The sequence below is a fragment of the Methylomagnum ishizawai genome (assembly GCF_019670005.1).
Lineage (GTDB): Bacteria > Pseudomonadota > Gammaproteobacteria > Methylococcales > Methylococcaceae > Methylomagnum > Methylomagnum ishizawai.
The window spans coordinates 956945-981773 of record NZ_AP019783.1 but is presented as its reverse complement, the minus strand read 5'-3'; the positions used below and the strand labels follow the sequence as shown (position 1 = coordinate 981773).

Annotated in this window: 30 protein-coding genes; 9 read left to right on the top strand and 21 right to left on the bottom strand. The window is 65.0% G+C overall.

Annotated elements, in window-relative coordinates:
- Positions 1–5: 5 nt before the first annotated feature.
- From tolA to K5658_RS04455, 11 genes are all read right to left on the bottom strand, one after another.
- Entirely contained in the window at positions 6–2015 is a 2010-nt protein-coding gene (gene tolA, locus K5658_RS04505; RefSeq protein ID WP_221065786.1) for a cell envelope integrity protein TolA, read from the bottom strand.
- The gene (gene tolR / locus K5658_RS04500; protein WP_221065785.1) at positions 2012–2452 is read right to left on the bottom strand and encodes a protein TolR; all 441 of its coding nucleotides are present in this window, start codon (positions 2450–2452) and stop codon (positions 2012–2014) included. Before tolR ends, tolA begins: the two co-directional genes overlap by 4 nt.
- Entirely contained in the window at positions 2449–3126 is a 678-nt protein-coding gene (tolQ, locus tag K5658_RS04495; RefSeq protein ID WP_221065784.1) for a protein TolQ, read from the bottom strand. Before tolQ ends, tolR begins: the two co-directional genes overlap by 4 nt.
- 67 nt (positions 3127–3193) lie before the next feature.
- Positions 3194–3619: a tol-pal system-associated acyl-CoA thioesterase gene (gene ybgC, locus K5658_RS04490; RefSeq protein WP_221065783.1), complete on the bottom strand. Its 426-nt coding sequence runs from the start codon at positions 3617–3619 to the stop codon at positions 3194–3196.
- A 14-nt stretch (positions 3620–3633) separates the two neighbouring features.
- The gene (gene ruvB / locus K5658_RS04485; RefSeq protein WP_221066898.1) at positions 3634–4662 is read right to left on the bottom strand and encodes a Holliday junction branch migration DNA helicase RuvB; all 1029 of its coding nucleotides are present in this window, start codon (positions 4660–4662) and stop codon (positions 3634–3636) included.
- An 87-nt stretch (positions 4663–4749) separates the two neighbouring features.
- Positions 4750–5346, bottom strand: coding sequence for a Holliday junction branch migration protein RuvA (gene ruvA, locus K5658_RS04480; protein ID WP_221065782.1), 597 nt, complete (start codon positions 5344–5346; stop codon positions 4750–4752).
- On the bottom strand, positions 5343–5849 hold the full coding sequence (gene ruvC, locus K5658_RS04475) for a crossover junction endodeoxyribonuclease RuvC (protein ID WP_221065781.1): 507 nt from the start codon (positions 5847–5849) through the stop codon (positions 5343–5345). The genes ruvA and ruvC overlap by 4 nt, the downstream gene beginning before the upstream one ends.
- 9 nt (positions 5850–5858) lie before the next feature.
- Entirely contained in the window at positions 5859–6605 is a 747-nt protein-coding gene (locus K5658_RS04470; protein WP_221065780.1) for a YebC/PmpR family DNA-binding transcriptional regulator, read from the bottom strand.
- Positions 6606–6678: 73 nt separating this feature from the next.
- The gene (locus K5658_RS04465) at positions 6679–7509 is read right to left on the bottom strand and encodes an alpha/beta fold hydrolase (protein WP_221065779.1); all 831 of its coding nucleotides are present in this window, start codon (positions 7507–7509) and stop codon (positions 6679–6681) included.
- Between the two features lie 85 nt (positions 7510–7594).
- A complete protein-coding gene (locus K5658_RS04460; RefSeq protein WP_221065778.1) occupies positions 7595–7900 on the bottom strand; it encodes a phage integrase central domain-containing protein in 306 nt (101 codons plus the stop codon).
- 91 nt (positions 7901–7991) lie between these two features.
- The gene (locus tag K5658_RS04455; protein ID WP_246628563.1) at positions 7992–8849 is read right to left on the bottom strand and encodes a YicC/YloC family endoribonuclease; all 858 of its coding nucleotides are present in this window, start codon (positions 8847–8849) and stop codon (positions 7992–7994) included.
- Positions 8850–8914: 65 nt separating this feature from the next.
- Between K5658_RS04455 and K5658_RS04450 the strand changes: the two genes are divergently transcribed.
- The 3 genes from K5658_RS04450 to K5658_RS04440 all read left to right on the top strand — a co-directional run bounded on the left by K5658_RS04450 (position 8915) and on the right by K5658_RS04440 (position 11133).
- Positions 8915–9868, top strand: a complete 954-nt coding sequence (locus K5658_RS04450; protein WP_221065776.1) for a serine/threonine protein kinase — start codon at positions 8915–8917, stop codon at positions 9866–9868.
- A 225-nt stretch (positions 9869–10093) separates the two neighbouring features.
- On the top strand, positions 10094–10531 hold the full coding sequence (locus K5658_RS04445) for an Rsd/AlgQ family anti-sigma factor (protein WP_221065775.1): 438 nt from the start codon (positions 10094–10096) through the stop codon (positions 10529–10531).
- 47 nt (positions 10532–10578) lie between these two features.
- On the top strand, positions 10579–11133 hold the full coding sequence (locus K5658_RS04440; RefSeq protein WP_221065774.1) for an NUDIX hydrolase: 555 nt from the start codon (positions 10579–10581) through the stop codon (positions 11131–11133).
- Positions 11134–11203: 70 nt separating this feature from the next.
- Here the strand turns inward: K5658_RS04440 and sucD are convergent, their stop codons facing one another.
- The 4 genes from sucD to pap form a co-directional block, all read right to left on the bottom strand.
- Complete coding sequence (gene sucD, locus K5658_RS04435; RefSeq protein ID WP_221065773.1) at positions 11204–12073, bottom strand: succinate--CoA ligase subunit alpha; 870 nt, start codon at positions 12071–12073, stop codon at positions 11204–11206.
- A complete protein-coding gene (gene sucC, locus K5658_RS04430) occupies positions 12070–13230 on the bottom strand; it encodes an ADP-forming succinate--CoA ligase subunit beta (RefSeq protein WP_221065772.1) in 1161 nt (386 codons plus the stop codon). Before sucC ends, sucD begins: the two co-directional genes overlap by 4 nt.
- 124 nt (positions 13231–13354) lie before the next feature.
- Positions 13355–13765 (bottom strand): hypothetical protein, encoded by a 411-nt coding sequence (locus K5658_RS04425; RefSeq protein WP_221065771.1) that lies wholly within the window; start codon positions 13763–13765, stop codon positions 13355–13357.
- Between the two features lie 78 nt (positions 13766–13843).
- Positions 13844–15325 carry a polyphosphate:AMP phosphotransferase gene (gene pap / locus K5658_RS04420; protein ID WP_221065770.1) on the bottom strand — a complete coding sequence of 494 codons (1482 nt, stop codon included), beginning with the start codon at positions 15323–15325 and terminating at the stop codon, positions 13844–13846.
- 354 nt (positions 15326–15679) lie between these two features.
- Between pap and K5658_RS04415 the strand changes: the two genes are divergently transcribed.
- Both K5658_RS04415 and K5658_RS23900 read left to right on the top strand, forming a co-directional pair.
- Complete coding sequence (locus K5658_RS04415; RefSeq protein ID WP_085215827.1) at positions 15680–15901, top strand: hypothetical protein; 222 nt, start codon at positions 15680–15682, stop codon at positions 15899–15901.
- A gap of 335 nt (positions 15902–16236) precedes the next feature.
- The gene (locus K5658_RS23900; RefSeq protein ID WP_281425935.1) at positions 16237–16632 is read left to right on the top strand and encodes a DUF2934 domain-containing protein; all 396 of its coding nucleotides are present in this window, start codon (positions 16237–16239) and stop codon (positions 16630–16632) included.
- Between the two features lie 132 nt (positions 16633–16764).
- Here the strand turns inward: K5658_RS23900 and K5658_RS04405 are convergent, their stop codons facing one another.
- The 3 genes from K5658_RS04405 to K5658_RS04395 form a co-directional block, all read right to left on the bottom strand.
- Positions 16765–17637: an OmpA/MotB family protein gene (locus tag K5658_RS04405; protein WP_221065769.1), complete on the bottom strand. Its 873-nt coding sequence runs from the start codon at positions 17635–17637 to the stop codon at positions 16765–16767.
- A 9-nt stretch (positions 17638–17646) separates the two neighbouring features.
- Positions 17647–18453: a motility protein A gene (locus K5658_RS04400; protein ID WP_221065768.1), complete on the bottom strand. Its 807-nt coding sequence runs from the start codon at positions 18451–18453 to the stop codon at positions 17647–17649.
- 174 nt (positions 18454–18627) lie between these two features.
- A complete protein-coding gene (locus K5658_RS04395) occupies positions 18628–19053 on the bottom strand; it encodes a YcgN family cysteine cluster protein (RefSeq protein WP_221065767.1) in 426 nt (141 codons plus the stop codon).
- A gap of 216 nt (positions 19054–19269) precedes the next feature.
- Here K5658_RS04395 and K5658_RS04390 point away from each other — a divergent pair, with 216 nt between their 5' ends.
- The 3 genes from K5658_RS04390 (at position 19270) to K5658_RS04380 (ending at position 22050) form a co-directional block, all read left to right on the top strand.
- The gene (locus K5658_RS04390; RefSeq protein WP_221065766.1) at positions 19270–20442 is read left to right on the top strand and encodes an aspartate aminotransferase family protein; all 1173 of its coding nucleotides are present in this window, start codon (positions 19270–19272) and stop codon (positions 20440–20442) included.
- An 11-nt stretch (positions 20443–20453) separates the two neighbouring features.
- On the top strand, positions 20454–21371 hold the full coding sequence (gene argF / locus K5658_RS04385) for an ornithine carbamoyltransferase (protein WP_221065765.1): 918 nt from the start codon (positions 20454–20456) through the stop codon (positions 21369–21371).
- Between the two features lie 196 nt (positions 21372–21567).
- Positions 21568–22050 (top strand): hypothetical protein, encoded by a 483-nt coding sequence (locus K5658_RS04380; protein WP_221065764.1) that lies wholly within the window; start codon positions 21568–21570, stop codon positions 22048–22050.
- Between the two features lie 3 nt (positions 22051–22053).
- Here the strand turns inward: K5658_RS04380 and K5658_RS04375 are convergent, their stop codons facing one another.
- Positions 22054–22887, bottom strand: coding sequence for a hypothetical protein (locus tag K5658_RS04375; RefSeq protein ID WP_221065763.1), 834 nt, complete (start codon positions 22885–22887; stop codon positions 22054–22056).
- A gap of 616 nt (positions 22888–23503) precedes the next feature.
- On the opposite strand from K5658_RS04375, the gene K5658_RS04370 reads away from it, so the two are divergent.
- Positions 23504–23875, top strand: coding sequence for an HPF/RaiA family ribosome-associated protein (locus K5658_RS04370; protein ID WP_085215836.1), 372 nt, complete (start codon positions 23504–23506; stop codon positions 23873–23875).
- A gap of 40 nt (positions 23876–23915) precedes the next feature.
- On the opposite strand, the gene K5658_RS04365 is transcribed toward K5658_RS04370, so the two are convergent.
- Positions 23916–24365, bottom strand: coding sequence for an RDD family protein (locus K5658_RS04365; protein WP_221065762.1), 450 nt, complete (start codon positions 24363–24365; stop codon positions 23916–23918).
- 112 nt (positions 24366–24477) lie between these two features.
- A complete protein-coding gene (locus K5658_RS04360) occupies positions 24478–24681 on the bottom strand; it encodes a hypothetical protein (protein ID WP_221065761.1) in 204 nt (67 codons plus the stop codon).
- Positions 24682–24829: the final 148 nt, after the last annotated feature.

Here is a 24829-nt window from a genome sequence, read left to right as displayed (position 1 = left end):
GAAAATCAATCGGGATTGAACTTGAACCGCACCGCCTGCCCTAGGAGCTGTTTCGCCACCAAGGGATCGGGCGGCATGGGGAAAGGCGCGGCCTTGTAGACCGCGGCTTCCGCCGAGCGCTCGAAGGCCGCGTCGCCGCCGGAGCAGGAAGCTTCCGCGCTGGTGACGCCGCCCGCCGGGGTCAAACGGACCCGAATTGTACAAGACCCGCCGCCTTGGGCAGAAGGCGCAAGTACCCAGTGGTTTTCGACCCTGGGCCGGAAATGGCTATTCACCCAGGCTTGGGCCGCGCTTTCCGCGGCTTTCTGGGCTTTTTCCTCCTTCTCTTTTTGCTGGCGCTCCTCTTCCATCGCTTCCTTGAGCGCCAACTCCCGTTCTTCCTTCTGGCGGCGGGCGTCTTCGGCCTTGCGCTTGGCTTCGGCTTCGGCCTTCATCTCGGCTTCGAGTTCGGCCTTGCGGTGGGCTTCTTCCACTTTTTTCTTGGCCTCGGCTTCGGCTTCGGCTTTGCGCTTGGCTTCTTCCGCCGCTTTTTTCTTGGCTTCCGCAGCATCGGCCTCGGCTTTGCGCTTGGCCTCGGCGGCGGCTTTTTCCTTCGCGGCCTCGGCGGCTTCGCGCTTGGCTTCGGCGGCGGCTTCGGCTTTGCGCTTGGCCTCGGCGGCGGCTTTTTCCCTGGCTTCTTCCGCCGCTTTTTCCTTCGCGGCCTCGGCGGCTTCGCGCTTGGCTTCGGCGGCGGCTTCGGCCTTGCGCTTGGCCTCGGCGGCGGCTTTTTCCCTGGCTTCTTCCGCCGCCTTTTCCTTCGCGGCCTCGGCGGCTTCGCGCTTGGCTTCCGCAGCGGCTTCGGCTTTGCGCTTGGCCTCGGCGGCGGCTTTTTCCCTGGCTTCTTCCGCCGCTTTTTCCTTCGCGGCCTCGGCGGCTTCGCGCTTGGCTTCCGCAGCGGCTTCGGCTTTGCGCTTGGCCTCGGCGGCGGCTTTTTCCCTGGCTTCTTCCGCCGCTTTTTCCTTCGCGGCCTCGGCGGCTTCGCGCTTGGCTTCCGCAGTGGCTTCGGCCTTGCGCTTGGCTTCGGCGGCGGCTTTTTGCTTGGCCTCTTGTTCGGCCTTGCGCCGCTCTTCGGCTTCGGCTTTGTGGCGGGCCTCTTCCTCGGCGCGGCGTTGCGCCGCCAGATCGGCTTTGCGCTGGGCTTCGAGTTCGGCCTTGCGGTGGGTTTCTTCCTCGGCTTTGCGTTTGGCTTCCGCCTCGGCCTTGCGCTTGGCCTCGGCGGCGGCTTTGTCCTTGGCTTCTTCCGCCGCTTCCCGCTTGGCTTCCGCCTCGGCCTTGCGCTTGGCCTCGGCGGCGGCTTTGTCCTTGGCTTCTTCCGCCGCTTCCCGTTTGGCTTCCGCCTCGGCCTTGCGCTTGGCTTCGGCGGCGGCTTTGTCCTTGGCTTCCTCCGCCGCTTCCCGTTTGGCTTCCGCCTCGCGTTTGGCCGCGGCTTCCGCTTCGGCTTTGCGCTTGGCTTCCGCCGCTTCGCGCTTGGCCGCTTCTTCCGCCCGATGCTTGGCTTCGGCTTCGTCTTGGCGCTTTTCTTCCTCGCGGTGCTTTTGGTCGGCGAGCTTTTTCATCGCCTGCTGGCGCTGGTTTTCTTCGGCCTCGGCGCGGCGCTTGGTTTCTTCTTCCAGCTTGCGGCGGGCTTCGAGCGCGGTCTGCCGCTCCAGTTCCTCGGCTTGGCGGGCCTTGAATTCTTCCGCCTTGCGGGCGGCTTCCTGGCGCTCCCGCTCGGCCTGGGCCTCGGCGGCGCGTTGCTGTTCGATGCGTTGCTGGCGTTGTAGCTCGGCTTGCTGCCGGGCCTGGATCGCGGCTTCGATCTGGGCGGCGTCCACCGTGACGGCCTGGATGATCTCGGGCTGCGGCGGCTCCTTCACTTCCCGCATCGCATCGAATTGGAACGCGAACAGCAGGACCAAGACGATATGCAGCGCCAGCGAAAGCGCCAGCGAAAGCGCCAGCGGCAGGCCGAGCCGCTTGTATTTGGGATCGGTCATTCTTCGGCGGGCGCGGTCATGAGGCCGACATTGGGAACCCCGGCGTTCTTGAGGTTCGCCATGACGGTGACGACGCGGCCATAATCGACCGCCTTGTCGCCCCGGATCAGGACCGCCAAGCCCGGCTTGGCGGCGAGGGCTTCGGCCACCTTGCCGCCGAGATCGGCGTCGGCGACTTCGGCATCGCCCTGGTTGCCGACATCGAGGTAGAGGCTGCCGTCCGACTTGATGGAGATGATGATGGGCAGGTCCTGGCTGGGATCGACCGCCTTGGCCTCGGCCTGGGGCAGGTCCACATCCACGCCGGTTTGCAGCATGGGGGCCGTGACCATGAAGATGATCAATAGCACCAGCGACACGTCGATATAGGGCACGACGTTGATTTCGGCCATGGGCCTGCGGCGGCCGCTGCGGCTTTTTCCCGTGGATACGTTCATTTGGCGTGGGCCTGGCGGTGGAGGAGGCTCAGGAATTCTTCGGTGAAGGCTTCGTAGCGGTTGGCGAGGCGGCCGATTTCGGTGGAATAGCGGTTATAGGCCATGACCGCCGGAATCGCCGCGAACAAGCCCATGGCGGTCGCGACCAGGGCTTCCGAGATGCCGGGAGCCACCATCGCCAGCGTGGCCTGCTTGACGCTGCCGAGCGAACGGAACGAATTCATGATGCCCCAGACCGTGCCGAACAGGCCGACATAGGGGCTGGTGGAACCGACCGTGGCGAGGAACGGCAGGCGTTCGTCGAGGGCGTCGAGTTCGCGGTTGAGGGCCACCCGCATCACCCGCGCCGCGCCTTCCATCACCGCGTCGGCGGCGATGTTGGGCTGTTGGCGCAGACGGGCGAATTCCTTGAAACCGGCCATGAAGATGTTTTCCAAACCTTCCGTGCCATATTCGTCCTTGGCCAGTTCGCGGTACAAATCGGCCAGGTCGATCCCGGACCAGAAGCGTTCCTCGAAGGCGTCGGTGGTTTGCTGGGCGCGGGTGATTTCCCGCCATTTCGAGAAGATGAAGGTCCAGGAAACCACGGAGGCCAGGATCAAAAGCCCCATCACGACCTGCACCACGGGGCTGGCTTCTTTGATGAGGGTGAATATCGAAAGGTCGGATGTCATCGAAACTCCAGATCGGTTCAAACATACCCCGGTCGCGGGGACGCCAAAGCTTGGAAAAAACCAGGACTCAATCCCCGCGCAAACACCTGAGCAAGGAATCCGGCAAAGGCTTGGGCCGGAACGCCGCCGCCGCGAGGCAAGCCACTTTCACCTTGGCCCGACAGAGTTCCTCCTCCCCACGCCACGCCGTTTGCTTGAACACCAAGCTGGCGGCCTTGGCCTGCTCGATCTCCGTGGTCACGCACAGCAGTTCGTTGAATTTGGCGGGCCGCAGGAAATCGATTTCCACGGCGCGGACCACGAACAGCAAGTCTTCGCGCTCCCGCAACTCGTCCAGTTCGAAACCCCAGGCCCTCAGCATTTCGCAGCGGGCGCGCTCGAAGAACTTGAGGTAATTGGCGTGATAAACCACGCCGCCCGCGTCGGTGTCTTCGTAATAGACGCGGATGGGCCAGCGGAACACCGCTTCCCCGCCGTCATGATCCCTGCTCATCGCTTTAATTCCGCTTAAAACAATTCTTCGTGGGTCGGCAGCGTCTTCGGTGGCTTCAAGCCTAGATGCAAATACGCGCTGCGGGTCGCCATCCGTCCACGCGGGGTCCGCATGATGAAGCCCTGCTGGATCAAATACGGTTCCAGCACGTCCTCGATGGTGCCGCGCTCCTCGCCGATGGCGGCGGCGATATTGTCGAGACCCACCGGCCCGCCCTCGAATTTGTCGATGATGGTGTTGAGCAATCTGCGGTCGAGTTCGTCGAAGCCGTGCTTGTCCACCTTGAGCATATCCAGCGCTTGGTCGGCGACTTCCGCCGTGACCTTGCCATCGGCCCGGACCTCGGCGAAATCGCGCACCCGCCGCAACAAGCGGTTGGCGATGCGCGGCGTGCCCCGCGAACGGCGGGCGATCTCGAAAGCGCCCTCGGGACTCATGTCCATCCCCAAAATCCGCGCCGAGCGCCCGACGATCAGGGCCAGTTCGTCATGGGTGTAGAACTCCAGCCGGTGGACGATGCCGAAACGGTCGCGCAGGGGCGAGGTCAGCAGTCCGGCCCGCGTGGTCGCCCCGACCAGGGTGAACGGCGGAATATCCAGCTTGATCGAGCGCGCCGCCGGTCCCTCGCCGATCATGATATCGATTTGGTAATCCTCCATGGCGGGATACAGCGTTTCCTCGACCACGGCGCTGAGGCGGTGGATTTCGTCGATGAAAAGGATATCGCGGGGTTCGAGGTTGGTGAGCAGCGCCGCCACATCGCCGGCCTTCTCCAGCACCGGGCCGGAGGTTTGGCGGATGTTCACGCCCATCTCGTTGGCGACGATATTGGCCAGGGTAGTCTTGCCCAAACCGGGCGGGCCGAAGATCAACACATGGTCGAGCGCCTCGCCCCGGCCCCGAGCGGCCTGGATGAAGATGGCGAGTTGCTCGCGCATGGCTTTCTGGCCGATGTAATCGTCGAGGCGCTTGGGACGGATGGCGCGGTCGATGGCGTCTTCTTCGCGGGTGGCGGCGGGGCTGATGAGTCTTGGGGTGGGCATGGCGATATTAGACAAGCAACCGGGAATCCAATCGAATTAGCCGATGAAACATGAAAGGGAGGCGATTCACTCAAGTGTCGAAATACCCTACCGTGCCGCCGACTGCAACGCCAGCCGGATAATCTCCTCGCTGCGCTTCCCTTCCACATCGAGCTTGCGCACCAAGCCCGCCGCCTCCTGCGGCTTGAAACCCAAGGCGACAAGCGCGCTGAGCGCGTCGTCCACCGGGCTGGCCACCGGGGCCGGAAGCCGTCCCGCCCCCGGCAATTCCACCGTGGCCAAGGTCGGCATCCGGTCGCGCAATTCGATCAGGAGCCGCTCGGCGGTCTTCTTGCCGACGCCGGGCAGGCGCACCAAGCGGGCCGCGTCCTGATTGTCCACGCAGCGGTGGAATTCCTCCACGCTCAGCCCGGACAACACCCCCAGCGCCAGCTTCGCGCCCACGCCGTTGACCTTGATCAGCGTGCGGAACAAGGTCCGCTCCGCCTCGGAAATGAACCCGAACAGGCTATGGGCATCCTCGCGCACCGCCAAATGGGTGTAGAGCATCACTTCCCCGCCCACCTCCGGCAGCTTGTAGAAAGTGGACATGGGCGCATCGACCTCGTAGCCGACGCCGCGCACATCCAGCAACAAGGACGGCGGCTGCTTCGCCACCAACACCCCGCGCAGGAACCCGATCATCGCCGCGCTCCCGGCGGCAAGGCCATGCGCTTATGGGTTTGCCGGGTGTGGATATGGCACATCGCCACGCCCAACGCGTCGCTGGCATCGGCGGGCAGGACTTCGCTCACGCCCAACAGGAAGCGGACCATGTGTTGCACCTGGGATTTCTCGGCGCTGCCCTTGCCGACCAAGGCCAGCTTGACGGCGCGGGCGGCGTATTCGTAGACCGGCAGGCCCGCCGACAAGCCGCCACAAATCGCGGCGCCGCGGGCCTGGCCCAATTTCAAAGCCGAATCGGCGTTCTTGGACATGAAAACCTGCTCGATGGCGAATTCCTGGGGGCGGAATTCCTTGGCGACCCGGTAAATCCCGTCGTAAATCTGCTTGAGGCGCTCGGGGAAATTGTCGGATTCGGTGCGGATGGTGCCGTAAGTCACCAGCACCGGACCCTTGGGGCCATCGTGGATGATGCCATAGCCGGTGCAACGCGAACCGGGGTCCACGCCCAGGACGCTGCTCATAACCGCGCCTCAGGCCAGCTTGGCGAGGATATCCTCGCTGATATCGGCGTTGGAATAGACATTCTGCACATCGTCCAAATCCTCCAGCCGCTCCAACAAACGGATCATCTTCTCGGCGTCTTCCTGGCCCAGGGCCACGCTGGTGCTGGCCCGCATGGTGACTTCGGCGGTGTCGGGCTTGAACCCGGCGGCGGCCAAGGCATCGCGCACGGCCTCGAACGACTCGGGGCCGGTCAGCACGTCCACCGACCGATCCTCGTTGGGGACGACATCGTCCGCGCCCGCTTCGAGGGCGGCTTCCATCAAACGGTCCTCGTCCACCCCCGGCGCGAAGCCGATGACGCCGACCTTGCTGAACAGATAGGCCACCGAACCATCGGTGCCCAGGTTGCCGCCGATCTTGGTGAAGGCGTGGCGCACTTCGCCCACGGTGCGGTTGCGGTTGTCGGTGAGGCAATCGACCATGACCGCGATGCCGCCGGGGCCGTAGCCCTCGTAGCGCACCTCGTCGTAATTGTCGGTGCCGCCCGCGCCGGTGCCCTTCTTGATGGCGCGTTCGATGGTGTCCTTGGACATATTGGCGGTGAGCGCCTTGTCCATCACGGCGCGGAGCCTGGGATTATTGCCCGGATCGCCGCCGCCGGTACGGGCCGCGACGGTGATTTCGCGGATCAGCTTGGTGAACAATTTGCCGCGGCGGGCGTCCTGCGCCCCTTTGCGATGCTGGATATTGGCCCATTTGCTATGACCTGCCATGGTGGCGGATAACCTCTTGCGGTGATTGATTTAGCTTGGAAAAGTGGCGAATCTTAGCATTTTCGGCGCGGCGCTATCGACCGGGCGGCGGCCCCGGAGACGGAACCTTGGCCCTGGCGAGCGCTTGCCGGATCGTTGCGACCACCGCTCCGGGCTTTTCCAGCGGAATGCCATGCCCCGAATCCACCCAAACCTGCTCGGCTCCGGGAAACAGCCGGACGATATCCTTGCGCTTTTCCAAGACGTCGCGGGCCAAGGCCGTATCGGCGTCCTTGGGTCCGGTGGCGCTCAGCACCCTCACCGGCAGGCCGGACGGCGCGGGCAGGGCCAGCACCGCCTCGCCGGTGGGATCGATGGCGGCCAGTTCCGCCTGGGTGGACGCCGACGCCCCCAGATCGAATAGCCAGCGGAACCACCGGGGCCAATGCTCCGGTGCGCCTTGGCCCTTGAGTTGGTCCGGGTGGGTGGAATCCACCAGCACCAAGGCGGCGGCCTCGCCGGGATAACGCCGGGCGAAATACTGCATATAAAGCCCGCCCAGCGAATGGCCGACCAGGATATAGGGCGGCCCCACCCCCAAGTCGCGCAACAAGGCGCGAAGCTCGTCCACCACATGGGCGCCATCCCTGGGCGTGGACACGGGGTCGCTGCGCCCGGTACCGGGGCGGTTATAGGCGAAAGCGGTGGTAACTTGGGCGGCTTCGGGAAACACCTTGGCCCACCAGTCCAGCCCGCCGCCCAAGCCATTCTCGAATACCACGGCGGGGGCACCGTGGCGGACCAAGGCGTATTCGACCCGCCTGTCCCCGACCCGCTCGGCGACCACGCCGGACAGCGAGGCGCAACCGGATAGCCCCGCCATGAATCCCAAAACCAGCCCCAAACCGGGGCGCATGACGCGCATGGAAACCTCCCGTGTACGCATAGACCGAACCCTTGGCGGCCTATAAGTATGTCCAATCGGCCCGGCAGGGAAACGGCGCGGCAAATCACACAGCCGGTTCGGACCTTTGCCCCGCTCCGCCGTCCGCCGGGGTTTGCCAAAGATCAAACGATGTTGAATTTCCAGGGGTGGTGGCTCGCCCGTGGCTTGGCACGCTATCGACGATGGTCGGCGCACCGCGCTTCACAATCTTCTGCAACATGGCGTCGATGTGCAGGGGCTTCACGTCCTCCACCCGCAAGCGCCCGATGCTCGGCTTGATGTCCTTGTCGATCCGGCTCCGCACGATGCTGGGATATTTCCAGCGCCCCAGGATCATGCGCTCGAAGCATTCATCGGCCAGCTTCGCCATCGCCACAACTCACCACATCAAAACATGAAGAAAGCCGCGTGGTTAGCGGCTTCCGGGGGCAAAGTGGGACGGCATGGAATGGGATGAAAGGCTATTCAATGTTCTGTATCTGCTCCCGCATCTGCTCGATCAACACCTTCATCTCCACCGAGGCGCGGGTGGTTTCGGCATCCGCCGATTTCGAGCCCAGGGTATTGGCCTCGCGGTTGAGTTCTTGCAGCAGGAAATCCAGCCGCCGCCCGACCGGCTCTTTCTGCTTCAAGGTCCGCAGCACCTCGTCGATATGCGCCCCCAGCCGGTCCAGTTCCTCGGCCACGTCCAGCTTCTGCGCCAGATAGACTAATTCCTGTTCCAGCCGGTCGGCGTCGGGATTGGCGGCGACTTCCTGTAGCCGCGCCACCACCTTCTGCCGCATGGCCTGCAACACCTCCGGCAACCGCGCCCGCGCCGCGCCGACCTGTTCCTTCATCTTCAGGCAGCGCTCCTCGATGAACCCGGCCAGCAAGCGGCCCTCGGCCCCGCGCCCCGCCACCATCTTGTCCAAGGCTTCGGCCAGCAGGTCCAACACCGCCGCCGCCAGCGCCTCGCGGTCGGCCTCGGGTTCGTGCAGGGCGCCGGGCCATTTCAGCACCTCGAAGGCGTTGAAGCCGGACAAGGCGGCACCGCCCAATGCCTCCACCTCGCGGGCCGCCGCCAGCAATTGCGCCACCAGGGCGCGGTTGACGTGGATCGCCGCCTCGCCCTGTTCGGTCTTCTTCCAGGACAGGGTGGCATCGACCCGGCCCCGCTTGATCCGCCCGGCGATGCGGTTGCGGGCCTCGGGCTCCAGGAAGCGCAAGGCGTCCGGCAGCCTAAGGGCGACATCAAGATAGCGGTGGTTGACCGAGCGCAGTTCCCAGGCGAAGCGCCATCCTTGGACCTCGCGTTCGGCCCCGGCAAAAGCCGTCATGCTGTGTGTCATTGTTGTTTATACTTCGCGGATTGAAAGCATTGATGGTAAGCCGAAATCCGCCCATGAGAAAACCATTGTTCGGCACGACAGAGGGGAAACCGGAGCCAACGGAACCGCGGGCGGCGTCCTATTTCCTGGAACCCGGCACCTTGATCGACCAATACATCATCGAACGTCCCTTGGCGGGCGGCGGTTTCAGCTCGGTCTACCTGGCCCGCCAATTCGAGGACCAAACCCAGGTCGCCATCAAGGAATACCTGCCGCGCCGCCTCGCCCACCGCAACGGCCAGCTCGAAGTCGTCCCCATCAGCGAGGACGCCCGCCGCGCCTTCATCCGGGGCCGCCAGTTGTTCCTGGAGGAGGCCAAGGTGCTGACCCGGCTCAAGCACCGCAACATCGTCGAGGTGCTGAATTTCTTCCGCGCCAACGCCACCGTCTATCTGGTGATGACCTTCGAGTACGGCAAGGTCTTGGGCGATTACCTGCTGAAGGAAAAGAAAGGCGGGGTGAGCGAACAATTCCTGACCATGGTGTTCCTGCCGCTGCTGGACGGGGTGCGCACCATCCACAACAACGGCCTGCTGCACCTCGATATCAAGCCCCACAACATCCTGATCCGTTCCGGCGGCGATCCCTTGCTATTGGATTTCGGCGCCTGCCAGCCCTATCCCTACGAGGAGCGCAGCCGGATCGGCAAGGTGCTGAGCAATGGCTTCTCGCCCATCGAGCAATACGACCAGGACGGGATGCTCGGCCCTTGGAGCGACCTCTACGCGCTCGGGGCCACCATACGGATGTGCCTGGACGGGACGTTCCCACCCTCCGCCCCCGAGCGGGCCGAGCGCGATATCCTGGTCCCGGCGGCGAAGGCGTACCGGCGGCGCTATTCCCCGATCTGGCTGGAAGCCATCGATTGGGCCATGGAAATCCACCCGGAACAGCGCCCGCAATCGGTGGCCGAATTCCTCATGTCGCTGACCCCGGCCCCGCCCGGCCAGGAATCCACGCCCGAATAACCCGGACCGGCCCCGCCCCGGCGTCTTGGCAGGGGGCTCCGGGCATCCCCCTTCCCGCCCCGTCCGGCACCGCCTCTCCACCCGCGCGGAAGATGGCATAATATCTGCGGTTGCCGGGCTTGGCCCATCCCGCCACCCCCCAATCCCAACAACGAGTCCGGCCCGATCCGGCGGCGAACCCCACAGCCCCGCGCCCAGGGGCTCAAGACCCAGCAAGGTACGACGATGAACCAGACCCTCCAAGAGCGTCGGCACAACACCGGCCAATTGATCCAGGAATTATTGGAAGAACGCCAGCAACTGTGGTCGCAGTATTGCGCCCTCAGCGGGATGCAGCCCTTCGCCTCCGGGGAGCCGCTGGATATCAAAATCCAGGAATTCTGCGGCCTCCTGGTCGATTACATCTCGCTGGGCCATTTCGGCATTTATCAACGCCTGACCGACGGCAGCGAACGGCGGGGCCGGATCCTCCAGGCGGCGGAGAAAATCTATCCCCGCATCGTCCAAGCCACCGGCACCGCCGTGGATTTCAACGACAAATACGAAAAACTCAGCGGCGAAGCCCTGCGCGAACACCTGGCGGAAGACCTGTCCAAACTCGGCGAGGAACTGGTGTTGCGCAACGACCTGGAAGACCAGTTGCTCGCGGTCATGATCTCGTAACCCCGGCCCCCAGGCGGTTCCGCGCCCGGCCCCCCACGGCATCCCCCATGAAATTTTGCACGCACTGCGGCGGTCCGCTGCATCAAAGCATTCCCCAGGGCGACGACCGCCTCCGGCATATCTGCGGCGCTTGCGGCAGCATCCATTACCAGAATCCCAAGATGATCGCCGGTTGCATCCCGGTGTGGGGCGACCGGGTGTTGCTGTGCCGGCGGGCCATCGAGCCGCGCCTGGGATTCTGGACCCTGCCCGCCGGTTTCATGGAGTTGGGCGAGACCCTGGCCGAGGCCGCCCGCCGCGAGGCTTGGGAGGAGGCCACGGTCGAGGTGGAACTGGAGCCTTTGTATACCCTGTTCAGCCTGCCGCATATCTCGCAGGTCTACGCCTTCTTCCGGGCGAACATGGTGGCGGAGCGCTACGCCGCCGGGGAGGAAAGCCTGGAGGTGCGCTTGTTCCGGGAGGAGGAGATTCCCTGGGACGAAATCTCGTTCGAGACGGTCCACCGGGCCTTGCGGTTCTTTTTCGAGGACCGGCGGAAGGGGGGGTTCGAGTTCAGGATGGAGGATATTGGGCCGGATCCGCGGCGGATGCGGGGAGGATAATCCGTTTCCCCGTCCGCCGCGAATTAGTTCGAGCCATCAGCGCGGAACAAGGGCCGCGCTTCCGTTGGATTCAGCTCAACAATTCCGTCATCCGCCGCCCCATCTCGGTCGGCGTATCCACCACCGCGACCCCCGCCGCCTTGAGCGCCGCGACCTTGCCGGCCCCGGTGCCCTTGCCGCCGGTGACGATGGCCCCGGCATGGCCCATGCGCTTGCCGGGCGGCGCGGTCAGCCCCGCGATATAGCCCACCACCGGCTTGGTGACATTTTCCTTGATGTACTCGGCGGCTTCCTCCTCGGCGCTGCCGCCGATCTCGCCCACCATGATGATGCCGCGCGTCTCGGGGTCGGCCTGGAAGCGCGACAGCACGTCGATGAAATCCATGCCCTTGATGGGATCGCCGCCGATGCCGACACAGGTGCTTTGGCCCAACCCGGCGCGGGTGGTCTGGTATACGGCCTCATAGGTCAAGGTGCCCGAGCGCGACACGATGCCGATGCCGCCCGGTTGGTGGATGAAACCCGGCATGATGCCGATCTTGCACTGGCCCGGCGTGATGACGCCGGGGCAGTTGGGGCCGACCAGCAACGCGCCGGTATCCCGCAACGCCGCCTTCACCCGCAACATATGCAGGACCGGAATGCCCTCGGTGATGCAGACGATCAGGCCGATCCCCGCGTCCGCCGCTTCCAGGATGGCGTCGGCGGCGAAGGGCGGCGGCACGTAGATCATGCTGGCCGTGGCCCCGGTTGCCCGCACCGCGTCCTTCACCGTGTTGAACACCGGCAGGCCCAAGTGTTCCTGCCCCCCGCGTCCGGGGGTCACGCCGCCCACCAAGCGGGTGCCGTAATCCAAGCATTGCTGGGAGTGGAAAGTCGCCTGCTTGCCGGTGAAGCCCTGGCAGATCAGTTGGGTGTTGTTGTCGATCAAAATACTCATTGCGCAGCCTCCACCGCCTTTTTCGCCGCCTCGTCCAAATCGCCCGCCGTCAATACCGCCAGCCCCGATTGTTCCAGCAAGGCCCGGCCTTCCGCGGCATTGGTGCCTTCGAGCCGCACCACCACCGGCACCTTCACGCCCACCTCGGTCACGGCGGCGATCACGCCCTCGGCGATCAGGTTGCAACGCACGATGCCGCCGAAGATGTTGATGAGTACCGCCTTGACCTTGCTGTCGGCCAAAATCAGCTTGAAGGCTTCGGCCACCTTCGCCGCCGTGGTGCCGCCGCCCACATCCAGGAAGTTGGCGGGTTTGCCGCCGTAAAGTTGGATGACATCCACCGTCGCCATCGCCAACCCGGCCCCGTTCACCATGCAGCCGATATTGCCGTCGAGGGTGACATAGCTCAAGTCGTGCTGGCGGGCGGCGGTTTCGGTGGCGTCTTCCTGGGAGACATCGCGCATGGCGGTCAGGTCCGGGTGGGCGAACAAGGCGTTGTCGTCGATGTTGATCTTGGCGTCGAGCGCCATCAACTGGCCGTCGCCGGTCACGACCAGCGGATTGATTTCGATCTGGCTCAAATCCTGGTCCAGCAGCAGGCGGTACATGGCCTGCATGATTTTGGTCAGCATCCCGGCCTGGGCGGCGTCCAAGCCCATGGCGAAGGCCAAGTCGCGGCATTGATAGGGCTGGATACCGGCGGCGGGGTCGGCGGTGCAGGTGAGGATTTGTTCGGGAGTGTGGGCCGCGACTTCCTCGATATCCATGCCGCCCGCAGAGGACGCCATGAACAACACCCGGGCCGTGCCGCGATCCACCAGGGCGCTCAGATAAAGCTCGCGGGCCAGGGGGCGGACCTCCTCGACCAGCACGGCGTTGATGGGCAAACCGCCAGGTCCGGTCTGGATCGTGGTCAGGCGCGCACCCAGCAGGCGCTCGGCGGCGGCCCGCACCGCGTCCAGGCTGTCGACCAGCGCCACGCCGCCCGCCTTGCCGCGTCCGCCGCTATGGACCTGGGCCTTCACGACCCAGCGTCCGCCGCCCAGGGCTTGCGCGGCCTCCACGGCGGCCTGGCCGCTGGTGGCGGGCTGGCCCTGGGGCACGGGAATGCCGTAGGCCGCGAACAACTGCTTGGCTTGATATTCATGTAAGTTCATTGGGAATACTCCGTCTCGGAAGCTGAATCCGGCCCGGCGGACGGAGCGGCTAGGCCGGTCCGGTCCGTTCGGGATTGAGGGGTATTCTAGCGAGTGATGGCGGCGCGTGGTCGATGGCGGACGCTCACACGGCACCGGCTTTGTCGTCGTGGCCCAAGCGCGCCAACAAAGCCACCAGTTTGGCCTTGGCCTGCTCGAAATCCGGCTTCCGCGCCAAGGCATCGCGGTACGCCCGCTCGGCCCCGGCCTCGTCCCCGATGCGTTCCAACGCGTCCCCCAGGTTGCAATAAATCGCGTGGGATAAAGGCGACAGGGTGTTTTCCAGCCACAGCCGATATAAGGCTATGGCCCCATGGATTTGGTTTTCGGCGTTAAGATGCTCCACCGCGTGGACCAATTCGATAATCCCCAAAGCCCCGCGTCCCGCCAAGGCGAATAAATATGCCGAGGTTTCCAGGGTATCCGCCTGCGTGCGGCCTGGCGGCGCGCCGGGCGAGGGCTTCCCATCCCGGCCTTGCCTATTTTGATGATTCATAGACCAATTCCCCATAACGAAGACCCATTTCCAGGCATTGGCATCGCGCCAACGCCCCCCATAAATCAAACTTCCCTATCAATCCAAGGCCCGCTGGTAGGCTTCGCACACCCATTCCAGCACTTGCAGCCGTCCATAATATTTATTTTGCGCGGACACCAACCGCCAGGGCGCGTACTCGGTACTGGTCCGCGTCACCATGGCATTGACCGCCTCGACATAATCCGCCCATTTTCCCCGGTTGCGATAATCCTCCTCCGTGATTTTGTAGCGCTTATACACGGTGTTTTCCCGCGCTTGGAAACGCCGTAATTGCTCGTCCCGGTCGATATGCAACCAGAACTTCAGGAGGATAATCCCATGGTCGGTCAATTCCTCCTCGAAATCGTTGATCTCCGAATAGGCCCGGCCCCATTCGGCGGGTTCGGCGAAGCCCTCCACCCGTTCCACCAAAACCCGCCCATACCAACTGCGGTCGTACAGGGTGACTTTGCCGCCCCGCGGCAAATGCCGCCAGAACCGCCACAGATAATGCCGGGCCTTTTCCTCGTCGGTGGGCGCGGCGATGGGGATCACTTGGTAATTGCGCGCGTCCATGGCCTGGGTGATGCGGCGGATGGTGCCGCCCTTCCCCGCCGCGTCCCAGCCCTCGAATAACAAGATGGCGGAACGCTTTTGTTGGCGGGCCTGGCGGGACAAGCGGTTGAGCCGGCCTTGCCAGTGCGCCAAGCGTTTTTGATAGGTGGATTTATCCAAGGTCTGGCCCAAATCCAGCGCGGCCAGGATATCCCGGCCACGATGATCGGGAGGGCATGCCTGGATTTTCGGACTGGGGCCCGCCGCTCCGTCGACCGCGTCCAGGCGGGCGGAAATACGGTCGATCAACCATTGGGCGAGGGCGATCCTCCGGTAGTGGGGATCGTAGGCGTTGATAATCAGCCAGGGCGCTTCGGGGGTGTCGGTCTGGCGCAGGGTATGCTCGGCGATCCCGATGAATTCCCCGTAGAGCTTGAGGTGCTTCCTATCCAGCTTGCCGACTTTCCAGGCGGTTTCGGGGTCGGCTTCGAGTCGTTCCAGGGTTTTGCGCTGCTGTTTCTGGCTGAGGTGCAGCCAGCATTTCAACACCAGGGTGCCGTCGTCGGCGAGCATTTTTTCCAGCCGGTTGATATGGGCCAGTTCGGCGTCCAGTTTGGCCGGACCGATGCGGCCATGGATACGGTCGGCCAGCGGCGCGCCATACCAACCCATGGCGTACAGGCCGATCCGGCCCCGTGGCGGTAGGCTCAGCCAATAACGCCAATGGCGGGGCCGTTCGCGCTCCTCATCGGAAGGCTCGCCGAAGGCATGGGTCCGCATATAGCGCGGGTCCAGCCATTGGTTCAGCATGCCGATCACATCGCCCTTGCCCGCGCAATCCACCCCCGCCACGATGAGAACCACCGCCACCCGCGCCGTGTCCAAGCGTTGTTGGGCATCCAAGAGGCGCATACGTAGATCATCGACTTGCTGGTCGTAATCCTCCCTCGCTAATTTGCTTTTCAGCGCGGCCGCTTCGAACATACTGCCTCCGGCGGGACGATATCCAAGATGGGTGTATAGTTTAGCGACGGAGCCGCCGGGTCCAAGGTCCAGGTGGACGGCGTTCCGTATCCGCGGGAACTCCGGACGCTCCGACCGCTTCCAATCGACGCCGCCACAGGGTCCCGTGGAGCGGAATCCGGCAGGACCGCCCCCCGGAATCCGCCCCGGGCCATGGGATTCCCGGCCAGCCCGGCGGGGTCCGGGAATCCGGCCAAGCGGCGCGGAACCGCCCTCCGGCGGACCCGTCCATAACCAAAACTTTCATGGCTCCCCTCTTGTAAACGCGGAATCCGCCGCTAATAACAATAGGGACAAAACTACCAGGTGGCTCCCATGTACAAACCCAAAGCTTATCGACGCATCTCCATGTTGTGGTTCGTTTCTGGCGTGGGCTTGACCCAGGTCTGGTCCCCCTACGACCGGCAACGGCATGGTGCGAATTGCGAAATGGTCGCCTTCACCCCCCGCAAAGGCGACGACGATCAATGGGCCGACCTCTATACGCCCGGCTACCAGCACCATGGCCAGAAAAACCGCGTGGTATACCTGAATTGATGGGCGCGCTTTCCCAGGACGACGCCCCTATTCCCGGCGCGGGCCCTTCCATCCGCCGGGAATCCGACCCACGGCGCGGCCCGGTACCGGAATATACCGGACGATGCCCGCCCCGCCGGCCACCCAGGCCAGCGCGATAACCCCGCCCCGATACCCGGCACCGGCCAATGCCTTCCCCACCCCCGCGGAAGAATCCCCGGTCCCAAACATTCCTTCATGTTCATGGCGCAAAATAAAGTGTCGCCACCACGGCAACCCTTGCCACCATGGAAGCGTCATACAATTTATTCCCGTCCTTCGAATCCATCGACAAACCCTAGATCAGGAGACCCAGCATGGCCGAGTCCAAATCCGCCAAGCCCGCCAAATCCAGCAAAACCGCCGGGAGCGCCAAAGCCGCCCCGCCCACTGGCCTGTCCGATACCAGCGCAACGGCGGCGGCTTCCGTACTTCCCCCGGTAGAGCCCGAAACGCCACCCGCCGCGCCGGCACCGGAAGCGCCCGCCGCCAAAGCCGCCAAGCCCCCCAAAGCCACCGCCAAGCCCGCCAAGGAAGCGGTCGAAGAAGACCCCGCCGCGCCGCCCGTGCCCGGCCCCGAGGCAATCCAGAAGATGATCGAGGAAGCCGCGTACTATCTGGCCGAGAAACGCAATTTCGAGCCGGGCTTCGAGCAAGAGGATTGGGAAACCGCCAAGGCCGCCGTGATGGCCCAACTCGGCCAGGGCCGTTAAGCGAGAACAACTTTCCCGAATGCCTGGGTAGCGTGCGGACTTCGGGAAGTTGTTTTTTGCCGTGGCCCGTCCCCGCGCCGCAACACTCTCGCCGGTTCCCCCCAGGAGCCGGCCACGCCCCGACCGTCCCGCTCAAATCCTCACTTCCCCGCCCCGCTCCATGAACACCACCAAGGCCACCCGCCGGTTGCCGGCCCGGCCTTGCGGCGTGAGATTGTCGGCCTTGGGCTGGGTATCGGCCAAACCCACGGCCCGCAGGCGCTCCGCCGGGACGCCGCGCTCGATCAAAGCCCGCGCCACCGTGCTGGCCCGCGCCGAGGACAATTCCCAGTTGGAACGATAGCGCCCGCCGGCGATGGGTTGGTTGTCGGTGTGGCCCTCGACCGCGATGGTGCCCGGATGATCGCGCAGCCAATGCGCCAGCCGATCCAGGACGGCACCGCCCTCCGCCTTCAAGTCGGCGCTGGCCGGATCGAACAAGATGCTATCGCCAATCTCCAAACGCACCTGGCCGGGCGTCGCGGAAACCTCGATATCGCCGCCCAACAGCGCGTCGGCACCGGGATCGGGCCGAGCCTGGGACGGGGCGGCATCCGGGACCGAAAGCCAACGCGGCTGTTCCGGGGCCGGGGTTTCGGCCCCGGTGGGATCGGGCGCGGCGGCGGACGGTGGCGGGAAGGCCTCATCGTCCACGGCCGGCGGCGGGACCGTGGCGTGGGCGATGGGCCGGGCCGCCGGCGTGGGCGGTTGGACCGGCAGCACCGGGGCCGCGACGACCGGCGGGGATGCGGTACCGGCCACGGCCTTGCCGGGCAAGGCCTTCTGATAGGCGAACAACATCACGAAGAAGGTGAACAGCAAGGTCATCAGGTCCGAGTAACTGAGCAGCCAATTTCCCGCGGTGTCCTGGGCGGTTTCGGATTGCGCCGTTTGCCAAGGATCGGGCGGCGGAACCGGACTGGTTTTGGCGGCGGGACCGGGGCGGGAATAGGAAGGCGAAATCATGGCGTCCACCTAGGGCGAGGATTTGGAGGGGGCCAGTTCCAGGGCTTGCGCGGACTCGGGACCGGTCGAGCGCTCCTGGAACGCCTGCCAATAATCCCGGATCAAGGAAGGATGGCCGCGCTCGTGCAGCAGCCGGAGGATTTCCGCCTGCACATGCCGCCACGCCAATTGCTCGCGGGCGGTGTCCTCCAAGCGCACGGCGATGGGCTTCAACACCAGGTTGGCGGCCACCAGCCCATACACCGTGGACAACAACGCGAAGCCCATGGCCGTGCCGATATGGGCCATCTGGTTGGCGTCCAGGGCGTACATCATCTCGATCAGGCCGATCAAGGTCCCCAGCATCCCCAGCGCCGGGGCGAACCCGGCCATGGTCAGGACGATTTTGATATCGTCCTGGTCGCGTTCGCGCTGCGCCCCGATTTTCCAGGACAGCATCCGGCCCAACTCGGCCTCCGGGGTGCGGCCGATCACCATCTCGGCCCCGCCGCGCAGGATCGGATCGCGCAGTTTCTTGGCGGTCTGCTCGGCGATTTGCATCCGGCCCAGGCGGTGCCATTCCGCCACCCGCAACAGGGTTTCCAATTCCTCCCGGTCCGCGGCGCGACGGCCTTTGAGCTTGGCGGGCAGGCGTCCGAGCATCTCGAAAACGCCGCGGCGCGAATGCGCCAGCATCGAGGCCAGCAGCGTGCCCAACGTCACCAGCAGCAAACCCGGCAGATTGACATAGCGTCCGCCGGGATCGGCCCACAGGGCCAACACCCCCAAGGCGGCCAGCACCAGCCCGCCGATGGTCGGTACGAGGATTTTTTTCATGGCTACCCCCGGCAATAGATTCGGTTGGGAGCGGCCATGCAGATTCCGTTCCCGGCCAAACGGCGCGGGGGCGCTGGGAACAAAGGCGGAAGCCGCCAATTTTCCGGCGGCGGGAGCGCGGACGAAACGCCGGGAGGGCGTCGGAAACCCGGCGGCGGACTCCGCCGGGACGGCTCATTCCAGCCATTCGATGACATGGTCCTCCAGGCAATCCACCCCGGCTTCGGGCAGGGCGAACCCCCGCACCGATATCCCGGCGGCGTGGACCGAATCGGCCCGGCCCGACACCAGCGGGTGCCAAGCGGGCAGGTCGTCGCCCTGGGCGAGCAGGCGGTAGGCGCAGGTGGAAGGCAGCCAGTGGAATTGGGTGAAGCCATCGCGCAGGCTCAGGCAATCCGGCACCAGCTTGCTGCGCTTGGCGTAATTGCCGCAACGGCAGGTGCCGATATCCAGCAGATGGCAGGCCACCCGCGTGAACAGGATTTCCCCGGTGTCCTCGTCTTCGAGCTTGTGCAGGCAGCAGCGCCCGCAGCCATCACAGAGCGATTCCCACTCCCATTCGCTCATCTCGCCCAAGGTTTTTTCGCGCCAAAAGCCCATATCGCCCGCCCCCGTGGAAAACGGCAGAGCATAAAGCCTGGACCGGGGGAAATAAAAGCATGGCCCCGGTGCCGGAATCGCCGGACCCCGCGTCGGAAAACGAACGCCGCGCAAGTGTTATCAGCGCTTGTGCGGCGGTTTATTTTCACTATAATCACGCGCTTCGTTTTCCAGGGCAGTCTCGCGACTGCCCTTTTATTTTCGGAGGGGTTTTCGATGACCGATCAGGTGATGCCGACCTATGCGCGGCTACCCGTCGCGTTCGAACGCGGCGAGGGCGTCTGGCTGTGGGATACCCAGGGCCGCCGCTATTTCGACGCGATTTCCGGGATCGCCGTGTGCGGCCTGGGCCACGCGCATCCGGCCCTGGCCCGCGCCCTGGCCGAGCAGGCCGCGACCCTGCTGCATACCTCGAACATCTACCACATCGGGCTACAGGAACGCCTCGCCGCCGAACTCTGCGCCCTGAGCGGCCTCGACAACGCCTTCTTCTGCAATTCCGGCGCGGAGGCCAACGAGGCCGCGCTCAAGATCGCCCGCCGCTACGGCCACAGCAAGGATATCGACGCCCCCGCCGTGGTGGTCATGGAGAACAGCTTCCATGGCCGCACCCTCGCCACCCTCAGCGCCACCGGCAATCCCAAGGTCCAGGAAGGTTTCGAGCCCCTGGTCGGCGGCTTCGTGCGGGTGCCGCACGGCGACGCGGCGGCGGTGGCGGCGGTGGACGATCCCAACGTGGTCGCGGTGCTGGTCGAGCCGGTGCAGGGCGAAGGCGGGGTGCGGGTGCCGCCACCGGATTATCTGCCCGCCCTGCGCAAACTCTGCGACGAACGCGGCTGGTTGTTGATGCTGGACGAGGTGCAGACCGGCATGGGCCGTACCGGAACCTGGTTCGCCTTCCAACACGGCGACGCCCTGCCCGACGTGATGAGCCTCGCCAAGGCGCTGGGGAACGGGATGCCCATCGGCGCATGCCTGGCGCGGGGCGTGGCGGCGCGGATGCTGACGGCGGGCAAGCACGGCTCCACCTTCGGCGGCAACCTGCTGGCCTGCCGGGCCGGGCTGACCGTCATCGACACCCTGCGCGAACAGGGCCTCGTGGCGCGGGCGGGCGAACTGGGCCGCCGCCTCCTGGCCGGATTCCGCGAAAAGCTCGCGGACCAGCCCGGCGTGGTCGAGGTGCGCGGCCACGGCTTGATGCTCGGCATCGAACTGGACCGGCCCTGCGCCGATCTGGTCGGGCTGGCGCTGGACCAAGGGTTCCTCATCAACGTCACCGCCGACCGCACCGTCCGCCTATTACCCCCGCTCACCATGAGCGACGCCGAAGCCGATCAACTGGTGGACGGCGTCGCCGCGCTCATCGCCGGATACACGACCCCCCCATAGGAAGTCACCCCATGAAACCGCGCCATTTGGTCACCTTGTCCGACCTCAGCCCCCAGGAATTCCGGGGCTTGATCCATAGGGCCATCGAACTCAAACACCTGAAAGGGATTTACGAACCGCTCAAGAACCGCGTGCTGGGCATGTTGTTCGAGAAATCCTCGACCCGGACCCGTATTTCCTTCGAGGCCGGGATGGCCCAGTTCGGCGGCAGCGCGATCTTCCTCTCGCCGCGCGACACCCAACTCGGGCGCGGCGAGCCCATCGAGGATTCGGCGCGGGTGATTTCGCGGATGGTGGACTGCATCATGCTCCGTACCCACGCCCACCGCACCGTGGAAATCTTCGCCGAATATTCCAGGGTGCCGGTCATCAACGGCCTGAGCGACCGTTTCCATCCCTGCCAATTGCTGGCGGACATGCAGACCTGGTTCGAGCGGCGCGGCGATATCGCCGGGCGCAGCGTGGCCTGGATCGGCGATGGCAACAACATGTGCCATTCCTATATCGAGACGGCGGGCCTCCTGGGTTTCGAGCTACGGATCGCCTGCCCGGAAGGCTACGAGCCGGAAGCCGGGCTGTTGAACACGCCGGGCGTCAGCCTACTGCGCGACCCGGCGGAAGCCGTGCGCGGGGCCGATCTGGTGGTCACCGATGTCTGGGCCAGCATGGGCCAGGAAGAGGAACAGGCCAAACGGGAACAGGCGTTCAAGGATTATCAGGTCGATGCGGCCCTGCTGGGCTTGGCGGATCGGGACGCGCTGTTCATGCATTGCCTGCCCGCCCATCGCGGCGAGGAAGTCAGCGCGGAAGTCCTGGAAGGGCCGCACAGCGTGGTCTGGGACGAGGCCGAGAACCGCCTGCATTCGCAGAAGGCGCTGTTGGAATTCCTGTTGGTGGAAGACAGCCCGGCGCGGGCGGCGGCGGGTTGAGTTCCGCGCCGGGATGCATGGAAAAGGCCGGGTTCGACCCGGCCTTTTTGTTTCCGCCCTATCCTGGTCCATGGCCCGGGCCGCTTGGCCGGGATCGCCCCGGAGTACAAACCTCAGTTTGTACCCATGCCAGGCCGGGCCGCGCCAACGGGCTGATATACTGCCGACCGCCCTTCCCCAACCCGCTTCCCATCCCATGAAGACATTCCTGCTCTCCCTGCTCGCCATCCTCCTGCTGATCGAAGAATGGCTGTGGGATATCCTCACCGCGCTGGGACATACCCTGGCCCGCTGGCTGCGCCTCGCCAAGTTCGAGGCTTGGCTGGGCCAAACCCCGCCCAAAACCGCCTTGCTGGCCTTCTCGATCCCGCTGCTGATCGTGACGCCGATCAACCTCCTGGCGCTCTGGCTGTTGGCCCATGGCCTGTTGCTGCAAGCCCTCTTGGTCGAGGTGTTCGCCAAGCTGCTGGGCACCTTGCTGGTGGCGCGGGTGTTCGCCCTGACCAAGCCGCAATTGCTCACCTTCAAGCTATTCGCACAGGTCTACACGGCGATCACCGGCTGGCTGCGCTGGGCCCACGACCGCATCGTCCAAACCCTGGTCTACCGGCTGGCACGCCAACTCAAGGCGCAGGCCAAGGCCAAATGGGCGGCCTGGACCCAAAGCCGGGCCGGTTGAAGCCTATCCCGCCGCCCGCAGCACCGGCGTCCGCCCCACCGCCAGTTCGTACCAATCGCCCTGCACGCAATCGGCGCGGAGGGATTCCGCCAGCGCGGCATCGGCCTCGTCGCGCACCGCCTCCAGCAACAACCGGGTATCGAGCCGCCGGATCGCCCGCAACAAGGCGGAGCGGCGGCGCTCCTCGCCCAGGACGTGGGCCGGACTCGCGAAGCGCACGAAATCGGGCCGGTGGCGGTTCAGGAACTCGACGCAATAGCGTTCGAGGAACACCTCCTCGGCCTGGATATCGAACTTGATGGCGGTGGCATAGCCCCTGGCGCGGTAATTCTCCAAGCGCTCCAGCAACAGCCCGACCTGGGCCGTATACCCAGGATTCACCGTCAGCGAGATGACCACCCGCCGCGGCGACAAACCGCAAGCCACGATGATCTCCTCGAAATAAGCGCCGTGGTCGCGCTTGACCGCCAGGATATGGCGCGGATGGACATGCACGAACAAATAGCCGCCCTCGTGCGAGATCGGCAGGAAATTGAGCATGTGGACCGTGCGGGTCAGCCGGTCCAGGTTGACGATATCGGCGGCCTCGTCGGCGAACAGGCCCAGCGCGGCCCCCTCCGCGTCGGTGGCGGGTTCCACCACCCGCAGGGTCGCGTCGTAACCCCGGATCACCGACGGCTTGCTGCCTAGCCGCACCGGGCGCAGGCGGCTGGTGAAGACGGCGCCGCCGGAACGGCCCAGCACCCGCCCCTCCCGGTAGACCAGGGGCGGCTCGTGGAGACCGCCGTCCTCGACAAAGCGCTGGTTGAAACAATCGATCAAGTGTTGCAAGGGCATGGCTGATTCTCCTGGGCTGCTGCCCGGCCCGGTCCATGGGATGGGATGCGGGCAGGCCCGCCGACCGGACCCACCCCAAGTCTTCACCGGGTTCGGAACTGTACGCCGCTCCGGGCCGGGGCGGGACGATCATGGGGTCGGGGCCGGGAAACCCCGGCCCTCGACCCGGCCGGGATCATAGCAAGGGCCGTTCCAAACAAAAAAGAATCGATCAAAAATATTTTATAATTCAAAGTTATAAAAACGCCCTTCCCAGGCGGCAATCCACCCCTGCCGATACGCTTCCCACCTGGGAAAACCCAAGCTCCCAAGACAGGCCCCGCCGGGAGCGGCCTGGGTCGATACCCACGTTCGGAGATTCGCCAAGACCGCAAGAGGGGCCAAGTCGACAGGGAGTTTCCCGGTTGTATATCATTGTCATGTGGGCTTCATAAAACGATCCGGCCAACCGCCAACGCGGAGCGTGGCGCAGGCCCATGGACCCATGACAACAACATCCTATCCAAGCCGGTCTTGCCGAGTGCGCATCCAAGGATGGCGCGGACCGCCCGAAGGCGGGCCGTCGTTCGGAGGGCCGGCCCTATCCCTTCCAGCTTTGACAACATTGGGAAAGACCATGCAAGTACCACTAGAGATTACGTTCCGGGGCATTCCGCATTCCGACGCCGTGGAAACCCGAATCCGGGAAAAAGCGGCCAAACTGGAGCAGTTCTGCGACAATATCATCAGTTGCCGGGTCGCCGTCGAAGCCGAACACCGTCATCAACATCAGGGTAATCTCTACAAAGTCCGCATCGACCTGAGCGTTCCGAACAAGCACATCGTGGTGAGCCGGGACCACCACGACAAGCAATCCCACGAGGATTTCTACGTCGCCCTGCGCGACGCCTTCGCCGCCGCCACGCGCCAGCTCGAAGAGCATGTCCGCATCCAGCGCGGCCAGGTGAAAGTCCACCGCGCCCCGGTCGCCAGCACCACCGCCGCCTAAGCGCGGCGGCAGGGGCGTTCCCCCGGAACGCCCCACCCCCTCACCGTTCCTGCCAGATCATCCGCGTCCCGGCGAGGCGGTCATGCCAAGCCCGCCGCTGGGGATCGATGCATATCCACAGATACCCCAGGCCGAACAGGCCCAGCGACACCCAGGCGCACACATAGCGCAGCGCCGCCTGGTTCCAGCCCAGCGCCGCGCCGTCGGCGGACACCAGGCGGATTTTCCAGGCCCGCATCCCCAGGGTCTGCCCGCCATGGGTCCAGAACCAGCCGAAGAAAGCCCAGACCACCAGCAGCAGATAGGCGAAGAACAGCGGATCGTGCGGGCGGAAAGCCTCCCCGCCGCGCAAGGGCAACACCGCCAGGGTCGCGACGAACAAGACACCGGCCAGCAGCACGGCATCGTAGAACAAAGCCCCCAGGCGGCGGAACAAACCGGGCGGCGGCGGGCTGGACACGAAATGGATCGGGGAACGGCGGCGGCTCATGGGCGGGCGGGAAAGGGCCGGGACGGGCGGACCAGAGCGGAACGCGCAAGGCGCGGAACCAGGCCGGGGCGATGCGCGATCCGGGCGACCGCCCAGAGGTGGGAACGCTGGCTTACGCGCCGGAGGAACGGGCGTCGGGCGTGGCGCAGGCCGCGCCGAAATACATGGACAGGTAGACCAAGCCACCCACCAACAACAAGGACAGGAACACCGGCGGGCGTATCAAGGGCATGAACATCAGCAATCCGAAATCGACCACCAGCAGACTGGCTTGGAGCGGGTGATCGAGGAATTTCTGGGTATCGATCTTGAACATGTCTCTCCTCCTCGCTAAGGCTTATTGTTGAAATTATGCGTCGTGACGCCGGTTCCCCGGACTCCCGGAAACCCCGCGACGGAGCTGCGTTCCGAGGCGGCCGGAGGCATGGGAACCGCGGGCATGGTAGCACAAAACCCAGGGCCAT

Bases quoted from the DNA above. Each gene is read 5' to 3' on its own strand.
- tolA (WP_221065786.1), bottom strand. From the start codon at position 2,015: ATGACCGATCCCAAATACAAGCGGCTCGGCCTGCCGCTGGCGCTTTCG.
- tolR (WP_221065785.1), bottom strand. From the start codon at position 2,452: ATGAACGTATCCACGGGAAAAAGCCGCAGCGGCCGCCGCAGGCCCATG.
- tolQ (WP_221065784.1), bottom strand. From the start codon at position 3,126: ATGACATCCGACCTTTCGATATTCACCCTCATCAAAGAAGCCAGCCCC.
- ybgC (WP_221065783.1), bottom strand. From the start codon at position 3,619: ATGAGCAGGGATCATGACGGCGGGGAAGCGGTGTTCCGCTGGCCCATC.
- ruvB (WP_221066898.1), bottom strand. From the start codon at position 4,662: ATGCCCACCCCAAGACTCATCAGCCCCGCCGCCACCCGCGAAGAAGAC.
- ruvA (WP_221065782.1), bottom strand. From the start codon at position 5,346: ATGATCGGGTTCCTGCGCGGGGTGTTGGTGGCGAAGCAGCCGCCGTCC.
- ruvC (WP_221065781.1), bottom strand. From the start codon at position 5,849: ATGAGCAGCGTCCTGGGCGTGGACCCCGGTTCGCGTTGCACCGGCTAT.
- K5658_RS04470 (WP_221065780.1), bottom strand. From the start codon at position 6,605: ATGGCAGGTCATAGCAAATGGGCCAATATCCAGCATCGCAAAGGGGCG.
- K5658_RS04465 (WP_221065779.1), bottom strand. From the start codon at position 7,509: ATGCGCGTCATGCGCCCCGGTTTGGGGCTGGTTTTGGGATTCATGGCG.
- K5658_RS04460 (WP_221065778.1), bottom strand. From the start codon at position 7,900: ATGGCGAAGCTGGCCGATGAATGCTTCGAGCGCATGATCCTGGGGCGC.
- K5658_RS04455 (WP_246628563.1), bottom strand. From the start codon at position 8,849: ATGACGGCTTTTGCCGGGGCCGAACGCGAGGTCCAAGGATGGCGCTTC.
- K5658_RS04450 (WP_221065776.1), top strand. From the start codon at position 8,915: ATGAGAAAACCATTGTTCGGCACGACAGAGGGGAAACCGGAGCCAACG.
- K5658_RS04445 (WP_221065775.1), top strand. From the start codon at position 10,094: ATGAACCAGACCCTCCAAGAGCGTCGGCACAACACCGGCCAATTGATC.
- K5658_RS04440 (WP_221065774.1), top strand. From the start codon at position 10,579: ATGAAATTTTGCACGCACTGCGGCGGTCCGCTGCATCAAAGCATTCCC.
- sucD (WP_221065773.1), bottom strand. From the start codon at position 12,073: ATGAGTATTTTGATCGACAACAACACCCAACTGATCTGCCAGGGCTTC.
- sucC (WP_221065772.1), bottom strand. From the start codon at position 13,230: ATGAACTTACATGAATATCAAGCCAAGCAGTTGTTCGCGGCCTACGGC.
- K5658_RS04425 (WP_221065771.1), bottom strand. From the start codon at position 13,765: ATGAATCATCAAAATAGGCAAGGCCGGGATGGGAAGCCCTCGCCCGGC.
- pap (WP_221065770.1), bottom strand. From the start codon at position 15,325: ATGTTCGAAGCGGCCGCGCTGAAAAGCAAATTAGCGAGGGAGGATTAC.
- K5658_RS04415 (WP_085215827.1), top strand. From the start codon at position 15,680: ATGTACAAACCCAAAGCTTATCGACGCATCTCCATGTTGTGGTTCGTT.
- K5658_RS23900 (WP_281425935.1), top strand. From the start codon at position 16,237: ATGGCCGAGTCCAAATCCGCCAAGCCCGCCAAATCCAGCAAAACCGCC.
- K5658_RS04405 (WP_221065769.1), bottom strand. From the start codon at position 17,637: ATGATTTCGCCTTCCTATTCCCGCCCCGGTCCCGCCGCCAAAACCAGT.
- K5658_RS04400 (WP_221065768.1), bottom strand. From the start codon at position 18,453: ATGAAAAAAATCCTCGTACCGACCATCGGCGGGCTGGTGCTGGCCGCC.
- K5658_RS04395 (WP_221065767.1), bottom strand. From the start codon at position 19,053: ATGGGCTTTTGGCGCGAAAAAACCTTGGGCGAGATGAGCGAATGGGAG.
- K5658_RS04390 (WP_221065766.1), top strand. From the start codon at position 19,270: ATGACCGATCAGGTGATGCCGACCTATGCGCGGCTACCCGTCGCGTTC.
- argF (WP_221065765.1), top strand. From the start codon at position 20,454: ATGAAACCGCGCCATTTGGTCACCTTGTCCGACCTCAGCCCCCAGGAA.
- K5658_RS04380 (WP_221065764.1), top strand. From the start codon at position 21,568: ATGAAGACATTCCTGCTCTCCCTGCTCGCCATCCTCCTGCTGATCGAA.
- K5658_RS04375 (WP_221065763.1), bottom strand. From the start codon at position 22,887: ATGCCCTTGCAACACTTGATCGATTGTTTCAACCAGCGCTTTGTCGAG.
- K5658_RS04370 (WP_085215836.1), top strand. From the start codon at position 23,504: ATGCAAGTACCACTAGAGATTACGTTCCGGGGCATTCCGCATTCCGAC.
- K5658_RS04365 (WP_221065762.1), bottom strand. From the start codon at position 24,365: ATGAGCCGCCGCCGTTCCCCGATCCATTTCGTGTCCAGCCCGCCGCCG.
- K5658_RS04360 (WP_221065761.1), bottom strand. From the start codon at position 24,681: ATGTTCAAGATCGATACCCAGAAATTCCTCGATCACCCGCTCCAAGCC.